This is a genomic window from Amycolatopsis sp. TNS106 (genome assembly GCF_019330265.1).
GTDB classification, from domain to species: domain Bacteria; phylum Actinomycetota; class Actinomycetes; order Mycobacteriales; family Pseudonocardiaceae; genus Amycolatopsis; species Amycolatopsis lurida.
This window is the reverse complement of record NZ_CP024972.1, coordinates 7,425,366-7,446,395: the sequence shown is the minus strand read 5'-3', so window position 1 is coordinate 7,446,395 and position 21,030 is coordinate 7,425,366. Positions and strand designations below refer to the sequence as shown.

The 21,030-nt window shown below is 65.1% G+C and carries 11 protein-coding genes and 1 tRNA gene; 5 read left to right on the top strand and 7 right to left on the bottom strand.

What is annotated here, in order from left to right; all coding sequences use genetic code 11:
- Nucleotides 1–90: 90 nt before the first annotated feature.
- Both CVV72_RS34335 and CVV72_RS34330 read right to left on the bottom strand, forming a co-directional pair.
- A complete protein-coding gene (locus CVV72_RS34335) occupies nucleotides 91–1,509 on the bottom strand; it encodes a S1C family serine protease (protein ID WP_219148173.1) in 1,419 nt (472 codons plus the stop codon).
- Between the two features lie 85 nt (nucleotides 1,510–1,594).
- Nucleotides 1,595–2,395 (bottom strand): DeoR/GlpR family DNA-binding transcription regulator, encoded by an 801-nt coding sequence (locus tag CVV72_RS34330; RefSeq protein WP_219148171.1) that lies wholly within the window; start codon nucleotides 2,393–2,395, stop codon nucleotides 1,595–1,597.
- 93 nt (nucleotides 2,396–2,488) lie between these two features.
- Between CVV72_RS34330 and CVV72_RS34325 the strand changes: the two genes are divergently transcribed.
- A complete protein-coding gene (locus CVV72_RS34325; RefSeq protein WP_219148169.1) occupies nucleotides 2,489–2,872 on the top strand; it encodes a VOC family protein in 384 nt (127 codons plus the stop codon).
- Here CVV72_RS34325 and lspA read toward each other — a convergent pair.
- The 5 genes from lspA to CVV72_RS34300 form a co-directional block, all read right to left on the bottom strand.
- Nucleotides 2,850–3,368, bottom strand: coding sequence for a signal peptidase II (gene lspA / locus CVV72_RS34320; protein ID WP_219148167.1), 519 nt, complete (start codon nucleotides 3,366–3,368; stop codon nucleotides 2,850–2,852). The genes CVV72_RS34325 and lspA overlap by 23 nt on opposite strands.
- 22 nt (nucleotides 3,369–3,390) lie before the next feature.
- Complete coding sequence (locus CVV72_RS34315; RefSeq protein WP_219148165.1) at nucleotides 3,391–4,815, bottom strand: HAMP domain-containing sensor histidine kinase; 1,425 nt, start codon at nucleotides 4,813–4,815, stop codon at nucleotides 3,391–3,393.
- Nucleotides 4,812–5,504: a response regulator transcription factor gene (locus CVV72_RS34310; protein ID WP_037340466.1), complete on the bottom strand. Its 693-nt coding sequence runs from the start codon at nucleotides 5,502–5,504 to the stop codon at nucleotides 4,812–4,814. The genes CVV72_RS34315 and CVV72_RS34310 overlap by 4 nt, the downstream gene beginning before the upstream one ends.
- Nucleotides 5,505–5,589: 85 nt before the next feature.
- The gene (locus CVV72_RS34305; RefSeq protein WP_219148163.1) at nucleotides 5,590–6,204 is read right to left on the bottom strand and encodes a trimeric intracellular cation channel family protein; all 615 of its coding nucleotides are present in this window, start codon (nucleotides 6,202–6,204) and stop codon (nucleotides 5,590–5,592) included.
- A complete protein-coding gene (locus tag CVV72_RS34300) occupies nucleotides 6,204–6,857 on the bottom strand; it encodes a response regulator transcription factor (RefSeq protein WP_005155565.1) in 654 nt (217 codons plus the stop codon). Before CVV72_RS34300 ends, CVV72_RS34305 begins: the two co-directional genes overlap by 1 nt.
- 372 nt (nucleotides 6,858–7,229) lie before the next feature.
- Here CVV72_RS34300 and CVV72_RS34295 point away from each other — a divergent pair.
- The 4 genes from CVV72_RS34295 (at nucleotide 7,230) to CVV72_RS34280 (ending at nucleotide 20,887) form a co-directional block, all read left to right on the top strand.
- Nucleotides 7,230–7,302: transfer RNA gene (locus CVV72_RS34295), tRNA-Arg, on the top strand.
- Between the two features lie 308 nt (nucleotides 7,303–7,610).
- A complete protein-coding gene (locus CVV72_RS34290) occupies nucleotides 7,611–13,841 on the top strand; it encodes a protein kinase (protein ID WP_219148161.1) in 6,231 nt (2,076 codons plus the stop codon).
- 24 nt (nucleotides 13,842–13,865) lie between these two features.
- Nucleotides 13,866–16,757 carry a DEAD/DEAH box helicase gene (locus CVV72_RS34285; protein ID WP_255632355.1) on the top strand — a complete coding sequence of 964 codons (2,892 nt, stop codon included), beginning with the start codon at nucleotides 13,866–13,868 and terminating at the stop codon, nucleotides 16,755–16,757.
- Nucleotides 16,757–20,887 (top strand): DNA methyltransferase, encoded by a 4,131-nt coding sequence (locus CVV72_RS34280; protein ID WP_219148159.1) that lies wholly within the window; start codon nucleotides 16,757–16,759, stop codon nucleotides 20,885–20,887. Before CVV72_RS34285 ends, CVV72_RS34280 begins: the two co-directional genes overlap by 1 nt.
- Nucleotides 20,888–21,030 lie beyond the last annotated feature (143 nt).

Here is a 21,030-nt window from a genome sequence, read left to right as displayed (position 1 = left end):
TCGCGCGTGGCCTCTTGGGGTCCGGCCCGCTGGGGGTTCGAGCCGGAGCTGGTCTCGGCCGCGCACTGCGGCCGAGCGTCTCTGGAAGGGCTAGTTCGGGGTGACGGGCTGCCCGCCGAGGGTCACCTCGATGACCTTGTCCCCGCTGAGCGTGAACTTCACCTTGTCGTTCGGCGCCCGGGTGCGGATCTCGGCGACGAGCGCGTCCGCGTTGGGGATCGAGCGGTCGTCCAGCTTCGTCACGACGTCACCGGATTTGAGGCCCGCCTTCTCCGCGGGGCTGCCCGGCGAGATCTCGCCGAGCTGCGCTCCACCGGTCGGCGCCGTCTGCACTCGCGCGCCGATAAAGGTCTGCGTCGCCTGGCCGGTGTTGATGATGTCGTCGGCCGTGCGGCGCGCCTGGTCGATCGGGATCGCGAAGCCGATGCCGACGTTGCCGCCGCTCTCGCCGCCCTGACCCTGCGCGGACTTCGGGCTGTAGATCGCCGAGTTGATGCCGATGACCTGGCCCGCCATGTTCGCGAGCGGGCCGCCGGAGTTGCCGGGGTTGATCGCCGCGTCGGTCTGCACCGCCGACATCACCGTGGTCTGGTCGCCGTTGCCGCCGGCGCTCACCGGCCGGTTCAGCGCGCTGACGATGCCCGAGGTGACCGTGCCCGTCAGTTCGAACGGCGAACCGATGGCGACCACCGGCTGCCCGACGCGCAGGTCGTCGGAGCGACCGAGTTCCACCGGGGTCAGGCCGCTGACGCCGCTGACCTTCACCACGGCGATATCCGTCGTCGGGTCACGGCCGACGACGGTCGCCGTGCCCTTCTTGCCGTCCTGGAACACCGCCTGAATCTGCCCGCCACCGGCGGCGACCTCGACGACGTGGTTGTTGGTCAGCACGTAGCCGTCGGTGCTGAGCACGAAGCCGGAGCCCTCACCCGCGCCCGATCGCCCGGACACCTGGAGCTCCACGACGCTCGGCGACAGCTTCTGCGCCACCGCCTCGACGGAACCGGCGGGCAGATTGCCCGTCTGCTGGGCCGGCTTCGGCGCGTCGAGCGCGTTCACGGAAGAGCCGCCGGACGCGTCGCCGGTCAGGTAGCCGACCGTGCCGCCCGCGACACCGCCGACGACCAGCGCGATCGCCGCGACACCGGCGAGCAGCTTGCCCGACGTGGACTTCTGCGCCTGCCGCTGCTGCGGGACCGCGTACATCGACGGCCCCGGCTGGGTGAACGGTGTCTGCTGGCCGGGGATCTGGTGTCCCTGGGTGTACTGGCCCTGGGTGTGGTGCTCCGGGGCGGGCGCCTGCTGAGTCTGCGTCTGCGACTGGGGAGCCCACGGGTTGTAGGCCTGCTGCGCTCCGGTGTGCGGAGTGGCATGGCCGCCGAGGCCGGTCGCGTCAGGCTGCTGCGGCGTGGGCTGGGCCGCCCAGCTCGCGCTCTGCTCCGCGTCCGGCTGAGCGCCGGCGGGCCGCGCCTTCTCGGCGTCCTGGCCGCTGGGGTCGTTCTCGGTCATGTCTTCACCTTGCGGGATGGTCCTGAGAAGTTCCTGAGCCAAAGCTGTGCATCGCACATGAGTATGGCGTTCCCGGCCGTCGACTTCACGCTTCTTCGGCTTCTGCCGACTCAGCCGTTTCGGCGATCATCAGCTCACCCGCCTGCTCGGTGAGCGTTTCTCTTGCCTTGTCGGGCAAACCGTCGTCCGAAACGACGACATCGGCCTCATCGAGCCCGGCGATCGTGGAGATGCCGACGATTCCCCATTTGGTGTGATCGGCCAGCACGACCAGCTTGCGGCCCGCTTCGACCAGCGCGCGGTCGGTCTCGGATTCGGTCAGGTTCGGGGTGGTGAACCCGGGCCCCTCGGCCATCCCATGCACGCCGAGGAAGACGAGGTCCAGGTGCAGCGACCGCAGGCTCTGCACGGCGACCGGCCCGACCAGCGCGTCCGACGGGGTGCGGACGCCGCCGGTGAGGACCACCGTGCGATCCGGCTGGTTCACGCCGCGCAGCACGTCGGCGACCTGGATGGAGTTCGTGACGATCGTCAGGCCAGGAACCTCGTCGAGTGCCCTTGCCAGCGTCCACGTGGTGGTGCCCGCGGAGACACCGATCGCGGTGCCCGGCCGGACCAGCCCGGCGGCGAGGGCGGCGATGGCCTCCTTCTGCGCGCGCTGGCGCACGGATTTGGCCTCGAACCCGGGCTCGTCGGTGCTCTTGCCGACGACGGAGGTGGCGCCGCCGTAGACCTTCTCGACCAGTCCGCGACCGGCGAGCACGTCGAGGTCGCGGCGCACCGTCATATCGGAGACGCCGAGCCTCGCGACGAGATCGCTGACCCGGACCGCGCCCGTCCGGCGCGCCTCCTCGAGGATCACCGCCTGCCGTTGCCGCGCGAGCACGAAGCCTCCGATGACTACACTGGATCAACTACACAAAATCCTACACGATCAAACATGGCGCGACGAGCTCATCAGCCTGCCACCATGAGGGTCATGGCCAGGCTTCGCGACGTCGTCTTCGACTGCCGTCATCCGGCTTCGCTCGCCCGTTTCTGGGCTTCCGTGCTCGACGGCTACGAAGTCGCACCCTACGACCAAGAAGAGCTTGATCGCCTTCGTTCGCTGGGATTTTCGGGCCCCGAGGACGATCCTTCGGTCCTGGTCGAAGCGACGTCGGGACCGCGGCTCTTCTTCAATCTGGTCCCGGAATCCAAGGTCGTCAAGAACCGGGTGCACCTGGACCTGACGGGAGACAGCGTCGAACGCCTCGTTTCCTTGGGTGCGCGCGTAGTGGCGCGTCCCGAGGACGGGCTCGTCGTGCTCGCGGATCCGGAAGGGAACGAGTTCTGCCTCGTTACTCCTCCACGGTCTCCTTGACGCCCTCGATCGGGACCCCGCGGAAACTCAGCACGAAAAGCGACACGGCGCCGAAGAACAGCGCGATGTCGGCGACGTTCCCGACGAACCAGCCGTTGTAGTCGATGAAGTCGACGACGTGGCCGCGCGCGAAGCCGGGCTCGCGGAACAAACGGTCGCCCAGATGCGTCGTCGCGCCACCGAGCAGCAGCCCGAGCGAGATCGCCCAGCCCGCCGAACGGACCTTCCGGGAGATCCACAGCAGCGCGACCACCGCGACAGCCGCCAGGATCGCGAAGATCCAGGTGGAGCCGGCACCCAGCGAGAACGCCGCGCCCGGGTTGTAGAGCAGCCGGAACCGGATGAAGTCGCCGATCACCGGGATCGGCGCACGATCGGTGAGGGCGTCGACGGCCCACCATTTGGTCAGCTGGTCGGCGGCCAGCAGCACCGCGGCCACCAGCAGTGTCCACAGCAGACGGCGGGGCGGCGGCTCAGACTCGTTCTCGGTGCTCATCACCCGTCAGAGTAATCACCTGTCAGGCGGGCGCTCCCGGGAGCCGCAAGGTCATCAGCGCGCCACCGGTGGACGCGCGGCCCGCGTAGACGTCGCCGCCGTGCCGCTGCGCCGCGTGCTGGACGATGGCGAGCCCGAGCCCGGAACCGGGCAGCGTCCGCGCCTCCGACGAGCGGTAGAAGCGGTCGAACACCTTCGGCAGGTCCTCGTCGGCGATCCCCGGCCCGGAATCTTCGACTTCGAGCACGGCGGTGCCGTCGCCGATCGGGTACAGCCGGACCCCGACCGTCGATCCTTCCGGCGAGAACTTCACCGCGTTGTCCAGCAGGTTCAGCACCGCGCGTTCCAGCGCGCTCGTGTCGCCGGTCAGCACCCACGGCTGGAGCGAGACGTCGAACTCGATCTCGCCCGCGCGGCGGCGTGCCCTGTCCAGCGCGCGCTCGACGACGTCGACCATCTCGACCCGCTCGTGCTCGATCCGCGGCTCGTCCTGGCGCGCCAGTTCGACGAGGTCGCCGATCAGCTGGGTCAGCTCGTCGAGCTGGCCGCGGATGTCGGCCTCGATGTCGCTGCGGTCCTCGTCGGACAGCGTCCGCGCGCCCGGCCTGCTCGCGGACAGGAGCAGCTCCAGGTTGGTGCGGAGCGACGTCAGCGGGGTGCGGAGTTCGTGGCCCGCGTCGGCGACGAGTTGCCGTTGCCGTTCCTGCGATTCGGCGACCGTGCCCAGCATCGTGTTGAAGCTCTGGGTGAGGCGGGCGAGTTCGTCGTCACCGCTGACCGGGATCGGCCGCAGGTCGCCCGTCGTGGCAACGCGTTCCGCCGCCGACGTGAGTCTGTCGACCGGCCGCAGGCCCGCTCTCGCCACAGCCGTTCCGGCGGCCGCGGCGACCAGGATCCCGGCACCGCCGATCAGGAACAGGACCACGGAAAGCTCGTTCAGGGTGCGCTTCGTCGGCCCGAGCGACTGGGCGAGCACCATCGCCTGGCCGTCCCCCTGCGGGAGGGCGACGACGCGGCTGTCGGTCTTCGGGTCGGTGCGCAGGGAGAACGCCTTGTCGCCGGTGGCGACCGCGATCTCGTCCGGACCGTACGGCGGGCGGCTGCCGGACTGCGGGAAGGTCAGCCGGATCTTTTCGCCGACCGTCAGCTGGCCGATCTGCAGGTCCGCGCTGGCCAGGAAGGCGCCGGGCACCTGCTGCAACTCGGTCTGCACCTGCGGGGAGTCGACCGCGGCCTGCGCGCGGGCGAGCAGGTTGTCGTCCACCTGCTGGTAGAGGTTGTCCTTCACGACGAGATAAGCGCCGAGGGACACCAGCGCCACCGCGCCCGCCACCGAAGCGGCCGCGAGCAGCGTCACCCGGCCGCGGAGCGAGAAGCGCCGCGTGCTCCAGCGGTCGCCGCGCGGATCCTTTCCGGACACGTCGACGACCGGGACCGGCTCCGTCACGGCGGGGTTTCCCTCAGCACGTAGCCCACTCCCCGCACCGTGTGGATCAGCCTCGGTTCGTTCCCAGCCTCGGTCTTTCGGCGCAAATAACCGACGTAGACCTCCAGCGCGTTGCCCGACGTCGGGAAGTCGTATCCCCACACTTCCTCCAGGATCCGGCTGCGGGTCAGAACGTGCTTCGGGTAGGAGAGGAACAGCTCCAGCAAGGCGAATTCGGTCCTGGTGAGACTGATCTCCCGCCCCGCCCGGCGCACCTCGCGCGTCCCCGGGTCCAAGGTGAGGTCCGCGAACGAGAGGACCTCGGCGTTCTGTCCGGCCTGCGGATCCGGGATCGCCCGGCGCAGAAGCGCGCGAAGGCGCGCGAGAAGCTCTTCGAGCGCGAAGGGCTTCGGCAAGTAGTCGTCGGCGCCGGCGTCGAGACCGGACACCCGGTCGGAGACGGTGTCCCGGGCGGTGAGGACGAGGATCGGCAGGTCGTCTCCGGTGCTTCGCAGCCGCCGGGCGACCTCGAGACCGTCGAGCCGCGGCATCATCACGTCGAGGACCATCGCGTCGGGTCTGTTGGCGATGATCGCTTCCAAGGCCTGCGCGCCGTCCCCGGCCAGCTCCACCTGGTAGCCGTTGAACTCAAGGGATCGCCTGAGTGATTCACGGACGGCCCTGTCGTCGTCCACTACGAGGATGCGCATGGCGACAGTCTTACGCAGAGTGCTGAGACTCGCCTAAGAACACACACAGAACCAACAAAGGAAATCCGACGATCCGGAAGACGTTTCAGCCGGTCTCGGGCCCTTTTGCAACGGGTGCGTTCCATCTCCGCCACAAAGCGAGCATCCGGACCCCTACCACCGCGGCGGCTGCTACCACCGTCACCGCCCCCGGCGGCAGTCGCAGAGCGTGACCGATCACGACGAGCACGGCCCCCGCGAGCGCCGCGACCGCGTAGATCTCCTTCCGCAGCACGAGCGGGATTTCCCGCAGCAGAAGGTCACGCACAGCGCCGCCGCCGATACCCGTCGTCATGCCGATCAGGCACGCCGCGTAGGGAGTGGCGCCCGCGTTCAACGCGATGGTGGTCCCCGCCGTCGCGAACACCCCGAGCCCGAGCGCGTCGGCGAGCAGCACGGCGCGCCGCAGCTTCGCGATCTGCGGATGGAAGACGAACACGACCAGCGCCGTCCCGCCGCACACCGCGAGATACGGCCAGGTCCGCAGCGTCGTGGGCGGCGTGATCCCGAGCAGGACGTCACGGATGACCCCGCCGCCGAGCGCGGTCGTCAACCCGACGACGACCACCCCGAAGACGTCCAACCTGGACCGCACCGCCGCGAGCGCCCCCGAAGCCGCGAACGCGATCAAGCCGAGGAACTCGAGCGCGGTGAGGATCATTACTGGTCGAGCAGGCCACCGCGGTAGGCCAGCAGCGCGGCCTGCACCCGGTTCGCCGCGCCGATCTTGGACAGGACGGCCGAGACGTAGCCCTTGACCGTGGCCTCGGACAGGTGAAGGCGTCCGCCGATCTCCGCGTTGGACAGCCCCTGCCCGATCAGCCCGACGACCTCACGCTCCCGTTCGGACAGCGACGCGAGCAGCTTGCGCGCCGGCTGCGCGGCCCGCTGCTCGTCCCGGTGCGACTGAACCATGCGCGCCGCGACTCCCGGGTCCAGCACCGCGCCACCCCTGGCGAGGTCCCGCACCGCCCTCAGCAGCGCGGCCGGGTCGATGTCCTTGAGGAGGAAGCCGTTGGCCCCGAGCCTGAGCGCGAGACTGACGTAGTCGTCGATGTCGAACGTGGTCAACATGGCCACGGTCGGCGGATCCGGCAGCGCGAGGATGGCCCGCAGCGCGCGAATGCCGTCGTCCGGCGCCCGCATCTTGATGTCGAGCAACGCGACGTCGGGGTGGTACCGCCGGGCGACCTCGACCGCTGATCTCCCGTCGCTCGCCTCGCCCACGATCTCGATATCGGCAGCGCCCGACATCATGGCACGCAGGCCCGAACGGACCAGTTCCTCGTCGTCGGCGAACATGAGCTTGATCAACGAAGCCCTCCGGCAGCCGGGGGAGCGGCGTCTCGCGTCCCGTTAACGAAGATTACCTACTGTTGTTCAGGGTTTCGAAACCAGACACGTACGAGTGACCCGCGCGGGTCATCTGTGTCGATCTAGCGCTCGATTCAGACCCTGTTTTGCTGGGCTTGAGTGTCGCTGCTGCGGGGCGGATCCGCAGGTCGAGTGTCACTAGGCGGCCAGTGTCGCGGTCCGGCCGCATGCCCGCTCGCGGGCTCTTGGGCAACCGCCGTTCGGGGGTTTCGCGGTGTTCACCGGGCCGGCCGCTTGGTCCGCCCGGGTGTGACTTGCGACCTCGCGCCCGGGCGGCTCCGGTCACCCGGTAGGCTGCGCCTGGCAGTACATGCCCTCGTAGCTCAGGGGATAGAGCACCGCTCTCCTAAAGCGGGTGTCGCAGGTTCGAATCCTGCCGGGGGCACTCTTCTGCAAATACAGAAGACCTATTAATGCCAATCGAAACATCACAGCCAGCACCGGCAATTCCGGCCCACCGGGGCGGTCCTGGACAAGGTCTGGGCGCACCCCACCCACAGCTCGCTCATCTCGCTCGCGCCTAGCGACGCCTTCATCCTGGCCCAGTTGCCCGACACGGCGACCTTTGTCTGTTGACGCCGCCAACAGACTAAGTAATTCCCAAGCTTGCCATCTCGTGTACCCTGTTGCGCTAAGCGCGCTTCTAACGACATACAGCGCGTGGAACTTGTCGATCATCGCGGGAGGGCGACGGTGACAGTGAATCCGGAAGTAGTGGCCGGTCGATTCAAGCTGCTGAGCCCAGTCGGCAGGGGCAACATGGGCGAAGTGCATCGCGCCGAAGACTTGGCGGCCACTGAGGCTCACGGGACCGGCATCGTCGCGGTGAAGCTCATTCTGCGTAACCGTGCCGGAATCATCCTCGACTCTCCACATGCCGACAAGACGACCGAACGATTCGCTCGCGAAGTTCGGATCATGCGCCAGCTCGACCACCCGAACCTGCCCCACACCATCGATGGCGGCGTGGACGACTCCGGGCTGCCGTACCTGGCGATGGAATTCCTCGACGGACGTTCGCTCCGCGACCTTATTTCGGAGCGCCCCCAGCTGCCGGTATCCTGGGCCGCGGCCATTGGCGCGCAGATTGCGAGTGGCTTGTCGGCAGCACACGTGCAAGGTGTCGTGCATCGAGATCTCAAGCCGTCCAATGTGATGGTGCTCCACGGTGGCGCCGTCAAGGTTCTCGACTTCGGTATGGGTCGGATCATCGACGACACCGAGAGCGACAAGGTCACCAGTACCGGCGTCACCGTCGGGACCGCCCGGTACATGGCACCTGAGCAGTTCGAGGATTCGGCTGTTGGGCAGGCAGCCGACCTATACGCACTCGGGTGTGTACTGTTCGAGCTCCTGACCGGAGTGCCGCCATTTCACAGCGGGTCCGCGCATGAACTCGGCCAGAAGCACATCACCGAGCAAGCACCTTCGGTACGGCTCATGCGTTCTGACATACCCAACGAGCTGTCTCTTCTGGTCGAACGACTGTTGGCAAAGGACCCTGCGGACCGTCCCGACGACGCAGTCGCCGTCCGCGAAACACTGCTGTCGTTGGTCAAGAACACCGAATCCGTGCCGGGGTGGGATGACTCGAATCCGGCACAATGGCTCACCGAGGCTCGAAGGACGCAGGCAGTCGGCCCGCCGAGCACGTCCGTGGCCCAGCGATCGACATCCGGGATGGATGTTTTCGGTGTGCATCGGAAGCTCATCGACGACTACCGCGCCTTCACCGAAGGCGGCACGATCATCCGCGACAAGCGGATCGAAGAGTTCGTCGAAAAAGACTTGGATGCAAAATCGCAGTGGCCTGATCCTTGGGTTTCGCTGAACCCGTTCTTCGCATCGGGCGGCACCCTTCTCGAGCTGACAGCCGAAGGAGTCCTGCATCAGGAGTGCGCGCGTATCTTCCAGGCAGGCAAAACCGAAGGTGGAACGGTCTGCGACGGCAGGCCGCTCACGCTCCACCGCCACCAGCGTGAGGCGATCGACGTCGCACAGTCCGGCTCTTCCTACGTCCTCACGACAGGCACGGGGTCCGGCAAGTCTCTTTCGTACATCGTGCCGATCGTCGACAAGGTCCTGAAGGACCGGCAGGCCGAAGGCTCTCGCGCCCGTAAGCGTGTGCGAGCGATCATCGTCTATCCGATGAACGCCCTGGCAAACAGCCAGCTCAAAGAGCTCGACAAGTATCTGCTCGACGGCTACGGCAAGGGCCGTGAGCCGGTGACCTATGCCCGTTATACCGGTCAAGAAAGCGATGAGCGTCGTAAGGAAATCCGCGACAGCCATCCGGACATCCTGCTCACCAACTACGTCATGCTCGAGCTCATGCTCACCAGACCTGACGACCGTCGATCACTGATCAAGATGGCGAAGGGTCTCGAATTCCTGGTCTTCGACGAGTTGCACACCTACCGTGGTCGTCAAGGGGCAGACGTCGCCCTGCTCATCCGCAGGGTTCGCGAAGCTTGCCAAGCCGAAAAAGTGCAATGCGTGGGTACATCCGCCACGATGTCGAGCGAGAACACCTTCGACGACCAAAGGAAGGTCGTCGCCGACGTCGCGACCACGCTGTTCGGCACCGAGGTGAACCCGGACAATGTCATCGGCGAGACCCTCGTACGCGCTACGGACGACTCGCCACTGACAATCCCGGCAGAACGGCTTCGAGCGCTCGACGCCCCGACTGCTTACGCGGACCTCGTGAACGATCCTCTCGCACGCTGGATCGAGACCCGCTTCGGCCTTGCCACGGAAGGCTCGGGTCACCTGGTTCGGCAGAAGCCTGCCAAAATCGAGGAGGCTGCGGCAGAACTCGCCAAGGAGAGCGGAGAGCCCGAGGCGACTTGTGTCGAGGCGATCCGGCGCACTCTCAAGGCGGGTTCGGAGGCTCGGCACCCGGTCACCGAACGTCCGCTGTTCGCATTCAGGCTGCACCAGTTCCTGTCCAAAGGCGACACGGTCTATGTGACGCTGGAAGACAAGCAGACTCGCCATCTGACCCGTGATTACCAGCTCGTCCAACCGGGATCGAACGGCAAGATCCTTCTGCCACTCGCGTTCTGCCGTGAATGCGGGCAGGAGTACCTGACAGTCTGGCGGCAAGAGCGAGACGGCAGCTTCCGCTACGAGCCGCGGCGGGACACCAACGCGACCGGCGGCCGCGCCGGGGACGGCTACCTGTACGTCGACCACGACCGTCCTTGGCCGAGCAGCTCCAAGGAAGCCATCGCCGACCGACGACTTCCCGAATCCTGGCTCGACATCGACGACCAGGGGGAGGAAGTCGTCGCCGACTCCTACCAGAAACGCCTGCCGATCGCCGTCAAGGTGGACTCATACGGCATCGAAGGTCAGGGCGAATTGGATGCGGCGTTCATCCCAGCACCTTTCCTGTTCTGCCTCCATTGCAACGTGAGCTACGAACAGACAAGAGGGAAGGACTTCGCGAAACTTGCGACCCTGGACCAGGAGGGACGTTCGTCCGCGACGTCGCTCGTGTCCACATCCATTGTCCGCTCACTCAAGGACGCTCCTGCCGGTGCCCTCGACAAGAAGGCACGCAAGCTGCTCACCTTCGTCGACAACCGCCAGGACGCGTCGCTTCAAGCAGGGCACTTCAACGACTTCGTTCAGATCACGCAGTTACGCGCGGCTCTGTATCGCGCGGTGGTTGACGCAGGCGGAGACGGTATCCGGCACGAGGAAATCGCGTCACGTGTCTCGGCGGCTTTGGGTTTGGAACTTGCAGACTATGCGGGCAACGCGGATCTCGCTCCCGCGCTGAAGCGCAACGCCGCCAAGACGCTCCAGGATGTCATCGCGTTCCGGCTCTACGTAGATCTGCAACGCGGTTGGCGGATCACCATGCCCAACCTGGAGCAAACCGGCCTGCTGGAGATGGACTACGAGGACCTGGACTGGCTCGCCACCGAACACGACCGTTGGGCGACCACACACCCAAGTATGCGTGACGCCGATCCCGGTCGACGCGCGGAGATCATGCGAGTCCTCCTTGACCACCTTCGCCGAGGTCTCGCTATCGACGTACAGCACTTCCGTGAAGACTTCGACACCCTTCAGCGGGCCAGCGAAGAACGCCTCGTCGACCCATGGGTGTTGTCCCTGAGTGATCGGCCACAGGTCGGTACCGCTTACCCCCGTGGCTCCAGGCCAGGCATGGACCGCGCCGGTCTGTTCGTGTCGGGCCGGGGCAAGTTCGGGAAATACCTCCGCCGGGTTCATTTCAAGGAGCTGTCCACCGACGAAGCACAGCAGGTGATCGCGGATCTTCTCAAAGTGCTCAGCGATGCCGGCCTGGTGGCGGAGATCGACATGACGCCGCAGCGCTCTGGCCGGTTTCGCCGTACTACGGGTTCGACCATTACTGGCTACCGCGTCTCCGCCCGAAGCCTGATTTGGAAAGCCGGCACTGGCGAGACAGGTACGCACGACCCGTTGACGCGCACGTATGGAAGCGGCGACGGCCCACGCGTCAATACCTTCTTCCGCGATCTCTACCGTGGCGCGGCCGGCGCGCTCGGCGGCCTGGCGGCGAGGGAGCACACTGCTCAGGTCGACCCTCTAGAGCGGGAACGTCGCGAAGACGCCTTCCGCAAGGGGGAACTCAAGCTGCTGTACTGCTCCCCCACGATGGAGTTGGGTGTCGATATCGCTGAACTGAACGCGGTAATGATGCGCAATGTCCCTCCAACACCCGCGAACTACGCACAGCGCAGCGGCCGGGCGGGCCGGTCTGGACAACCAGCCCTGGTCACCACCTATTGTGCTACCGGCAATAGTCATGACCAGTACTACTTCCGACGCTCGGATCGGATGGTCGCCGGGATCATCAACCGGCCGCGCCTGGACCTGACGAACGAGGATCTGGTGCGCTCACACGTCCAAGCCATCTGGCTGGCAGAGTCCGACCTCAAGTTGGGCCGTGCCATCCCCGAGATCATCGACATCAGCTACAACGAAGACGCCCGGCTGCCGAATCCGGCGCTCCCCCTCCATGAGGACGTCGACCTCAAGCGGCACGACGCGGATGCGCAGCACCGCGCCGTCACGGCCGCTCGCCAGGTGTTCGGCGGGCTGCTGCCCGAATTCGCGAAAACGGCGTGGTGGCACGACCAGTGGCTCGAAGAAACGGCTCGCGCGGCCGGCGAACGATTCGACAAAGGCTTCGACCGGTGGCGCAAGCTGTTCAAAGCCGCGCTGGTGGATCAGGCCGAGCAGAACCGTCGGGTGCTGGACCACACACTTTCCGAACGCGACCGCAGAATCGCCGTCGGGCGCCGGAAAGAAGCCGAGACACAGCTCAATCTGCTCAAGAACGAGAGCGCTGACAGCAACTCGGTACTGTCGGACTTCAACCCCTACCGCTATCTCGCCAGCGAAGGCTTCCTGCCGGGCTATTCGTTTCCTCGCTTGCCTCTCGCCGCCTACATCCCTACCTCCGGCCGCCGCTTCGGCGACGGCGACTACCTCCAGCGCCCGCGTTTTCTCGCCATCCGCGAATTCGGCCCTGGCGCGCTGATTTACCACGAAGGCGCCCGCTATCAGGTCACCCGGATCCAGCTGACGCCCGATGAAACCGGGGACGTGGTCACCTCGACCGCGAGGCGATGTGCGGCCTGTGGCTATCACCACGACGAACAGGTCAACGCCGACAAGTGTCAGATGTGCGCCGAGCCCTTGCGCGAGCGGACAGTGGGATTGCTCAAGCTGAGCACCGTTTACACCAAGCGGCGGGAGCGGATTTCCTCCGACGAGGAGGAACGCCGTCGCGCCGGCTTCCGGCTGGTGACGTCGTACCGGTTCCACGACCACGGCGCCCGGCCCGGCCGTCGGGACGCCCTCATCACCGACGACGACGGTAAGATCGCCACGGTGGCCTACGGTGATTCAGCAACTGTGCGCATCACCAACGTCGGCCGCCTACGCGCCAAAGTCGACGAGCCGGACGGCTTCTGGCTGGACCCGGCTGACGGTCGATGGATGAACGAGCGCGATGCCGCCGACGCGTCAGGCGACTCCAGTGAGATGCCGGTCATCGATGCCGACGGCAACGAGTCACGCCGCAAGAAACGCGTGATCCCCTACGTCGAAGATCGCCGCAACATCTTGGTCTTCAAGCTCACCGACCCGTTGGAAGAACCGGTGGCGCTCTCGCTCATGTACGCCTTGGAGCGGGGAATCGAAGCGGCTTTCGAGCTGGAGGACTCCGAACTGACCAGCGAGCTGCTGCCACCCGACGACGGCCCGCGAGACCGGATCCTGTTCACCGAAGCCGCTGAGGGTGGCGCCGGCGTACTACGCCTGATGCAGTCGGATCCGAACGCGCTGAGGCGTGCAGCGGCCATGGCTCTCGAAATCTGCCACTTCGGTGCCGACGGCACGGACCTGGGGGGCCCGCACCCCAACCGGCTTTGTGCACAGGGCTGCTACGAATGCCTTCTGACTTATGGCAACCAGGGCAACCACGGTGCGATCGACCGGCACTCCGTTCGGGAGCTACTCTTGCGCTTCGCCAGTGCCCAAGCTCTGACCACGGGCCAGGGGGAATCGCGTTCGGAACAATTGACGCGCCTCGGGCATCAGGCGGAAACCCAACTGGAGGTTCGGCTCATCCAGTGGTTGAAGGAGCGCGGTCTACGGCTTCCCGATGAAGCCCAGACCTTTGTGCCCGAGGCTCTGGCCCGGCCTGACTACGTTTACCGGTTGGAAGGCGTGAACGTCGCGGTCTTCGTCGACGGCCCGGTACACGAGTATCCGACAGTGGCGCAACGCGATTTCGACGCGGAGGAGCGCTTGTTCGACAAGGGCTGGGACGTGGTGCGGTTCCCGCACGACGCTGACTGGTCGGCCATCGCGAAACAGTTCGAGCGTTACTTCGGGCCCGGCGTGGGCGTCTGACAAGCGAAAGAGACCATTTACCTGATGACCACCTTCACCGCTGGCTCGCTGGTTTCCGCACGCGGACGCGATTGGGTCGTACTGCCGGAAAGTGCCGACGACATGCTCGTCCTGCGCCCGCTGGGCGGCGCGGACGACGACGTCGCGGCGGTCTTCCCCGCCTTCGAGGATGTACGGAGCGCCGAGTTCCAGCCCCCATCCGCGGACGATCTCGGCGATGCACTCGCCGCCGGTCTTCTCCGCTCCGCTTTGCGCATCGGCTTCCGTTCCGGCGCGGGACCCTTCCGTTCCCTGGCGGGGATCGCCGTCGAGCCACGGGCCTACCAGCTCGTCCCGCTGATGATGGCCTTGCGACAGCGTGTCGTGCGCTTGCTGATCTCGGACGACGTCGGGATCGGCAAGACGGTCGAGGCCGGCCTCATCGCCAGTGAACTCCTCGCGCAGGGAAGCGCGAAAGGCCTGGCAGTACTGTGTTCACCCGCCCTGGCCGAGCAGTGGCAAGACGAGCTGCGCACCAAGTTCGGCATCGACGCCGAGCTGGTGTTGGCTTCCACCGTATCCAGGCTGGAACGCGGGCTCGACCTGGGCCAATCGCTGTTTGATAGGCATCCGCATGTGGTGGTCTCCACGGACTTCATCAAGTCGACCCGACACCGGGATGACTTCGTCAAACACTGCCCGGACCTCGTCATCGTCGATGAGGCACACACGTGTGTCACCGCCGATGACAGCACGTCCAAACAAAATCAGCTGCGCTACGAACTGCTGCAGAAGGTCGCGGCCGATACTGAGCGACACTTGCTTTTGGTGACCGCGACCCCGCACAGCGGCAAAGAAAGCGCCTTCCGCGCACTCCTCGGTCTGGTCAAGCCGGAGCTCGCCGAGGCCCATCTGGAGACTGATGCGGGCCGCCGGTTGCTAGCGGCACACTTCGTACAGCGCAAGCGTGCCGACGTACGCCAATTCCTCACGACGAACGACGGCTTAGCCGACGACAACCTGCGTGAGGACACCGCGTTTCCATCGGACCGCTTCTTCAAAGACGAGACCTACAAGCTCACTCCGGCTTATCGCGCCTTGCTCGATGACGCGATCGCTTACGCGAGTGAGCGTGTGACAGCTGCCGGCGACCAGGGCAAACGTGAGGTGCGGATCGCCTGGTGGTCGGCGATCGCACTGCTGCGCTCTCTGGTGTCTTCGCCACGGGCCGCCACGCAGACCTTGCGAACCCGGTCCGCCGCAGCGTCCGCCGCGAGCGCCGAGGAAGCCGACCGGCTCGGTGCTCCGTTGACCCGGGACGCCGCGGACAGCGACGCACTGGAAGGTCTCGACGTCGCGCCCGGCGCCGAAACCGAGGAAGCCGGCGCACGGCTCGCCGAACTCGCCGAACGGGCATTGCTGTTGGAAGGCACGGACGAGGACCGCAAGCTGGCGACCTTGGTCAAGCAACTCAAAGCACTCCTCGCGGACGGCTATCACCCGATCGTCTTCTGCCGCTACATCCCGACAGCCGAGTACGTCGCCGAGCATCTGGAAGGCAAGCTCGGCCGCAAGACCGTCGTGCGCGCAGTGACGGGGACGCTGTCCCCTCAACAGCGGCTGCAGCGCATCGAGGATCTGGCCGAGGAGGCCGGGGACGACGCTGCGGCCCGTCGCGTACTGGTGGCAACCGACTGCCTGTCTGAGGGTGTGAACCTTCAGCACTACTTCGACGCCGTGGTCCACTACGACCTGGCGTGGAATCCCACCAGGCACGACCAGCGAGAGGGCCGCGTCGACCGCTACGGTCAGAAGCGGGACACCGTCAAGGTCATCACCCTCTACGGCAGCGACAACGGCATCGACGGCAAGGTCCTCGAAGTCCTCATCAAGAAGCACCGACAGATCCGGAAGGACCTGGGTATTTCGGTCTCCGTGCCCGACGCCGCCTCGTCCGGCGTCACGGACGCGATCGTCGAATGGTTGTTGATGCGCAACGATCGGCCGGAGCAGGCGAGCCTGTTCGAGATGGAGACGATCAACGATAGGGCCGAACAGCTGGACGCGGACTGGAAGTCCGCCGCCGAACGGGAAACGACCTCACGCTCTCGGTTCGCTCAGCGAGCCATCCGCCCGGACGAAGTCGCCAAGGAAGTCACCGCCATCCGGGAGACGCTGGGACGCGCCGACGAGGTCCGGGACTTCACCCGGCAGTCACTGGCCGCACTGGATGCTGTCCTGCGGAACGAAGGCAGTGACTTCACCGCGGACGTAAGCGGTGCACCTGTCGGCCTCCGGGACGCTCTCGCTCCAGTCGTCGGCGGTGAAGCGATCGAACGAGGCCGTCCGATTCCGTTTCGTGCGACTGCGGCTGTGGCGCGCGGAGAAGCGGCCTTAGTTCGTACTGACCCGGTAGTCGGCTCGATCGCGGGCTTCGTCCTCAATGCAGCTTTGGACGATAAGGCGGGTGGGCCTCGGCCGGCCCGGCGGTGTGGTGTGATCCGCACGAAGGGCGTCGGCACCCGCACGACTCTGTTGCTGGTGCGGTATCGCTTCCACCTCACTCTTCCGTCCAGGGTGGGCGAACGACAGCTGGTCGCTGAGGACGCCCGCTTGGTCGCCTTCCAGGGAGCGCCTGCCAACGCGACCTGGCTGTCTGGCGAGGAAGCCATCCGCCTGCTGGACCTGACCGCCGACGAGAACACCGACCGGGACTTCGGCGCCCGGACCATGGCCCGAGTACTTGACGCCCTGCCCGCCACTAAGCCACATCTTGAGGCCTACGGAGACGAACTCGCGGCCGAGCTACTCGCGTCGCATCGCCGGGTTCGCCTCGCGTCCGCAGAGATCGTCCGTGGTGTGAACGTCACCGCCCAGAAGCCAGCCGACATTCTCGGCGCCTACGTCTACCTGCCGGTCGCTGGAGGAGTCGCCTGATGTCCGCTGTCACTCGTAACCAGGTCTTTTCCGCGGTCCACACCATCGGCGGCCTGCTGCCGGCCGACATGCTGGTGCGCATTTCCGAAGGCAAGGACGTCAAGGGCAGCCGACCGGCCGACTACCACGTTGTCGGCGCGCGTTCCGTACGCGACGAAGCCGAGCGACACTGGGACTACCTCAAGTCGGTCTGGACTGAACTGCGGGAGCAGCTTCCGGTCGCTCCGGACGCCGACGCACCGGCCGACCCCACCGGCTTGGCCGTCACCCAATGGCTCATGCCGCTCTTCAACGAGTTCGGCTTCGGCGCGCTGACCGCGCTCGGCGCCTCGGGTATCACATCCGACGACGGCACCAAGACGTTCCCGGTCAGCCACCGCTGGAACCACGTGCCCGTTCACTTGACGGCATGGAGTACGTCCCTCGATAAGCGGCCAGGTGGCGCCGGCACCGTGCCGCCCCAATCGCTGGTTCAGGAGCTCCTGAACCGTGCGGACGCTCACCTGTGGGGTGTCGTCACCAATGGCCGTCAGCTCCGGCTGCTCCGCGACTCCAGCGCTCTCGCCACCGCTTCGTACGTCGAGTTCGACCTGGAAGCCATCTTCGACGGCGAGCTGTTCAGCGAGTTCGTCCTGCTGTACCGGCTGCTGCACGTTTCCCGTTTCGATACAGCAGAAGGCGCGGCACCCTCGACCTGCTGGCTCGAGAAGTGGCGACTCGACGCGATCACCTCCGGCACGCGAGCCCTGGACCATCTCCGCGACGGTGTGGAGCAGGCGATCACGACGCTCGGTACGGGTTTTCTCAAGCACCCGGCCAACTCCAAGCTGCGGGAGAACGTCGACGTCACCGCGCTCCACAACGCGTTACTTCGGCTCGTCTACCGCCTGCTGTTCGTCTTCGTCGCCGAAGACCGGGAAGCACTGCACGATCCGAAGGCCGGTGTGCAAGCTCGTAAGCGCTATGCCGCCTATTTCTCGACGGCACGGCTGCGGAACCACGCACGACGTCGTCGCGGTAGTGCACACGACGATCTCTATCAAGGGCTGCGGATCGTTCTCGACGCGCTCGGTGATGAGAACGGCCGGCCCGAACTGGGCCTGCCCGGCCTCGGCGGCATCTTCGACGACACAGACGTTGATGCTCCGTTGCAGGGGCTATCGCTGTCGAATGAGTACTTGCTGACCGCGGTCCGGCACCTGTCCCGGGTACGGGACGACGCCCGCTGGCGTCCCGTCGACTACCGCAACATGGGCGCGGAGGAACTGGGTTCCATCTACGAGTCGTTGCTGGAGTCCGTCCCCAAGCACAGCGCCGTCGACGGCACCTTCGAGCTGATCAACCGCCTCGGCAACGATCGTAAGAAGACGGGGTCGTATTACACGCCGAGCTCCTTGATCGAAACACTGCTCGACTCCACTCTCGACCCGGTTATCGACGACGCGCAGAAACGAGGTGAACAGCGCGCGTCCACTGACGGTGTGCCTGATCCTGCTGAACACATCGTCGCGGAACTGCTGTCGCTCACGGTCTGCGATCCAGCTTGTGGTTCGGGCCACTTCCTGGTTGCCGCGGCCCGTCGCATCGCCAAACGCGTGGCCGCGGTACGGGAGAACAACCCGGAGCCTACCCTCGATGCAGTCCGGCATGCGCTGCACGAGGTCATCGCGCGATGCGTCTATGGCGTCGACCTCAACCCCATGGCCGTCGAACTCGCGAAGGTCGCCCTGTGGCTGGAAGCACTGGAACCGGGCACGCCTCTCAGCTTCCTCGACGCTCACATCAAGCACGGCAACGGACTGATCGGAGCAACGCCCGCCCTTTTGCGAGGAGGTATTCCCAGCACGGCGTTTAAGAGCGTAGAGGGAGACGACGACACCTACGCGAGGCTCCTGAGCAGGATGAACGACAAGGAACAGGCCGGTCAGCTATCCCTCGACCTGCCTGTCGAGGTGAAGGTGGCCAACGCCGCTTTCGCTTCCGGCCTTCAGCGCATCACGAGCGCGCCATCCAGCAACCTCGCGGAGGTTCGTCAGCAAGCCGTGGACTATCGAGACTGGGAAGCCTCTGGCGCATACCAGCATGCGCGGCATATCGCCGACGCATGGTGCGCGGCATTCATGTGGTACAAGACCAGGGATGCCCCCACACCGGTCACCCAGAACGTGTTCCGCGCCCTCCAGGATCCAGCCGCATCCGCTGCTTCTCAAGCCACCCACGAGGAGATCGTCCGACTACGCGATCAATACCACTTCTTCCACTGGCATCTGGCGTTCCCGGACGTCTTCGCTGTCCCCGAGGACGGCACGGGAGTGGATCCCGCCACCGGTTGGGCGGGCGGCTTCTCGTGTGTACTCGGAAATCCGCCGTGGGACAAGGTCGACTTCGAGGACAAGAAATACTTCAGCGTAGTTGAACCGTCGATTGCCGCGATCTCCGGCACCGCTCGACGCACCCGCATTCGTGAATGGGAACTGGAAAACCCCGCCGCAGCCACGATCTACCGCGCTGAACGACGCAAGCAGAAGTCCACTTTCTTGTTCACAGGAAGCTCCGGAGCGTTCCCACTGTGCAGCAAGGGATTATCCCTAAAGGGAGTCACCATGTTGCAGACTGACCATCTCTTTACCGAGCGGTTTACCTCGATTTCCTCAGCCAAAGGCCGAATCGGTTGCATCATACCGACGGCAATTGCAACAGGCGCGGGCGCCCAGTACCTATTCGGAGACCTAACACGGCGCGGCGCCATCTCCCACCTCTATGACTTCGAGAACCGCAAACCACTCTTCATAGGGGTGCACGCGAGTTACAAATTCTGCCTACTGTCTCTCACGGGTTGCAACATTCATGAGCAAGTCTCGAAATTTTCCTTCTTTCTCGCAGACACTGCGGACCTGGATGACCCCGAACGCATCTTTGCACTTGCCCCCCAAGAGATTTCGTTAATTAGCCCCAACACCGGGGGCCTGCCAATTTTCCGAAGTCGCCGCGACGCGGCGATCACACTGTCAATTTACAGTCAAGTCCCAATTTTACATGATGACGCTCCCGACGCGGTAAATCCGTGGAAAATGAAAATCAAGGCTACTCTATTTCATACAACAGACGACTCCGATCTCTATAGAACACAAGAACAACTGAATGCAGAGAACTGGAAATTGATTGGCAACGTATATACTCGCGGAAACGAGCGTATGCTGCCAGTGTACGACGGTAAGATGTCTCACCACTTTGACCACCGATGGAACTCATACTACGGTACTGGAAATTCGGAACGGCGCCACCTAACGTCAGCCGAGAAGCAAGACCCATCAATAGCAGCCGCCCCGCGATACTGGATCCAAGACGACGGACTTGTGACAACCAAAAGGCGAAACAAGGTAGTCAAGGTTGCGGGCGTTAAACTACGGCTCGACGAGCTTAAATGGAACAGGGACTGGCTTTGCGGATGGCGCGACGTATGCCGAGCCACCGATGCCAGGACCGCCATTCCCGCATTTATCCCACGAAGCGCCGCCGTAGAGAAGTTTCCGTTAATGCTACCAGCTGTATCACCAACCCTCACCGCGGCACTCATTTCCATTCAGAGTTCACTAGTGTTTGATTACGTCAGCCGACAGAAGATCGGCAATATCAGCATGGGAAACTATGTGTGGAAGCAGCTTCCTGTGCCTACCCCTAAGATGCTGGAACCACACCTCTCGTTCATCACAGCACGTGTCATCGAACTCGTCTACACCGCCTATGACATGGCAGGTCTCGCGCGCGACCTCGACGATATCGGCGAACCATTCCAGTGGAATGAAGAACGCCGGGCGCAAATCCGAGCGGAATTGGACGCGTACTTCTTCCACCTATACGGGATCGACCGAACCGACACCGATTACATCCTGGAGACCTTCCAGTCTGATTCAGGCGGCGGCCTCAAGAACAACGAGATCGCCAAGTACGGCACCTACCGCACCAAGGACCTGATCCTCGCCGAGTACGACCGCATGGCAGCTGCCGGAGTCAGCCTCACCACGCCACTGATCGACGGCGAGAGCTACACCTCCACTCTCAATCCGCCTCCTGGCCACGGCCCCCGCCACCCGGCAGCGACCGACACGGCGTCCGGTGAGGAAGCCTGATGGCCGACCAATACCCCGAGTTCCAGCTCCGCCTACCTCGCGGCGGCCCGATCGCACGCGGGCGTCTGCTCGCGGAGAAAGGCACCAACGGCAGCCAGAAGTTCGTCGTTGGCAGAGGTTCTCCCGTTCGGCCGAACGTCATG

Bases quoted from the DNA above. Each gene is read 5' to 3' on its own strand.
- CVV72_RS34335 (WP_219148173.1), bottom strand. From the start codon at position 1,509: ATGACCGAGAACGACCCCAGCGGCCAGGACGCCGAGAAGGCGCGGCCC.
- CVV72_RS34325 (WP_219148169.1), top strand. From the start codon at position 2,489: ATGGCCAGGCTTCGCGACGTCGTCTTCGACTGCCGTCATCCGGCTTCG.
- lspA (WP_219148167.1), bottom strand. From the start codon at position 3,368: ATGAGCACCGAGAACGAGTCTGAGCCGCCGCCCCGCCGTCTGCTGTGG.
- CVV72_RS34310 (WP_037340466.1), bottom strand. From the start codon at position 5,504: ATGCGCATCCTCGTAGTGGACGACGACAGGGCCGTCCGTGAATCACTC.
- CVV72_RS34305 (WP_219148163.1), bottom strand. From the start codon at position 6,204: ATGATCCTCACCGCGCTCGAGTTCCTCGGCTTGATCGCGTTCGCGGCT.
- CVV72_RS34285 (WP_255632355.1), top strand. From the start codon at position 13,866: ATGACCACCTTCACCGCTGGCTCGCTGGTTTCCGCACGCGGACGCGAT.
- CVV72_RS34280 (WP_219148159.1), top strand. From the start codon at position 16,757: ATGTCCGCTGTCACTCGTAACCAGGTCTTTTCCGCGGTCCACACCATC.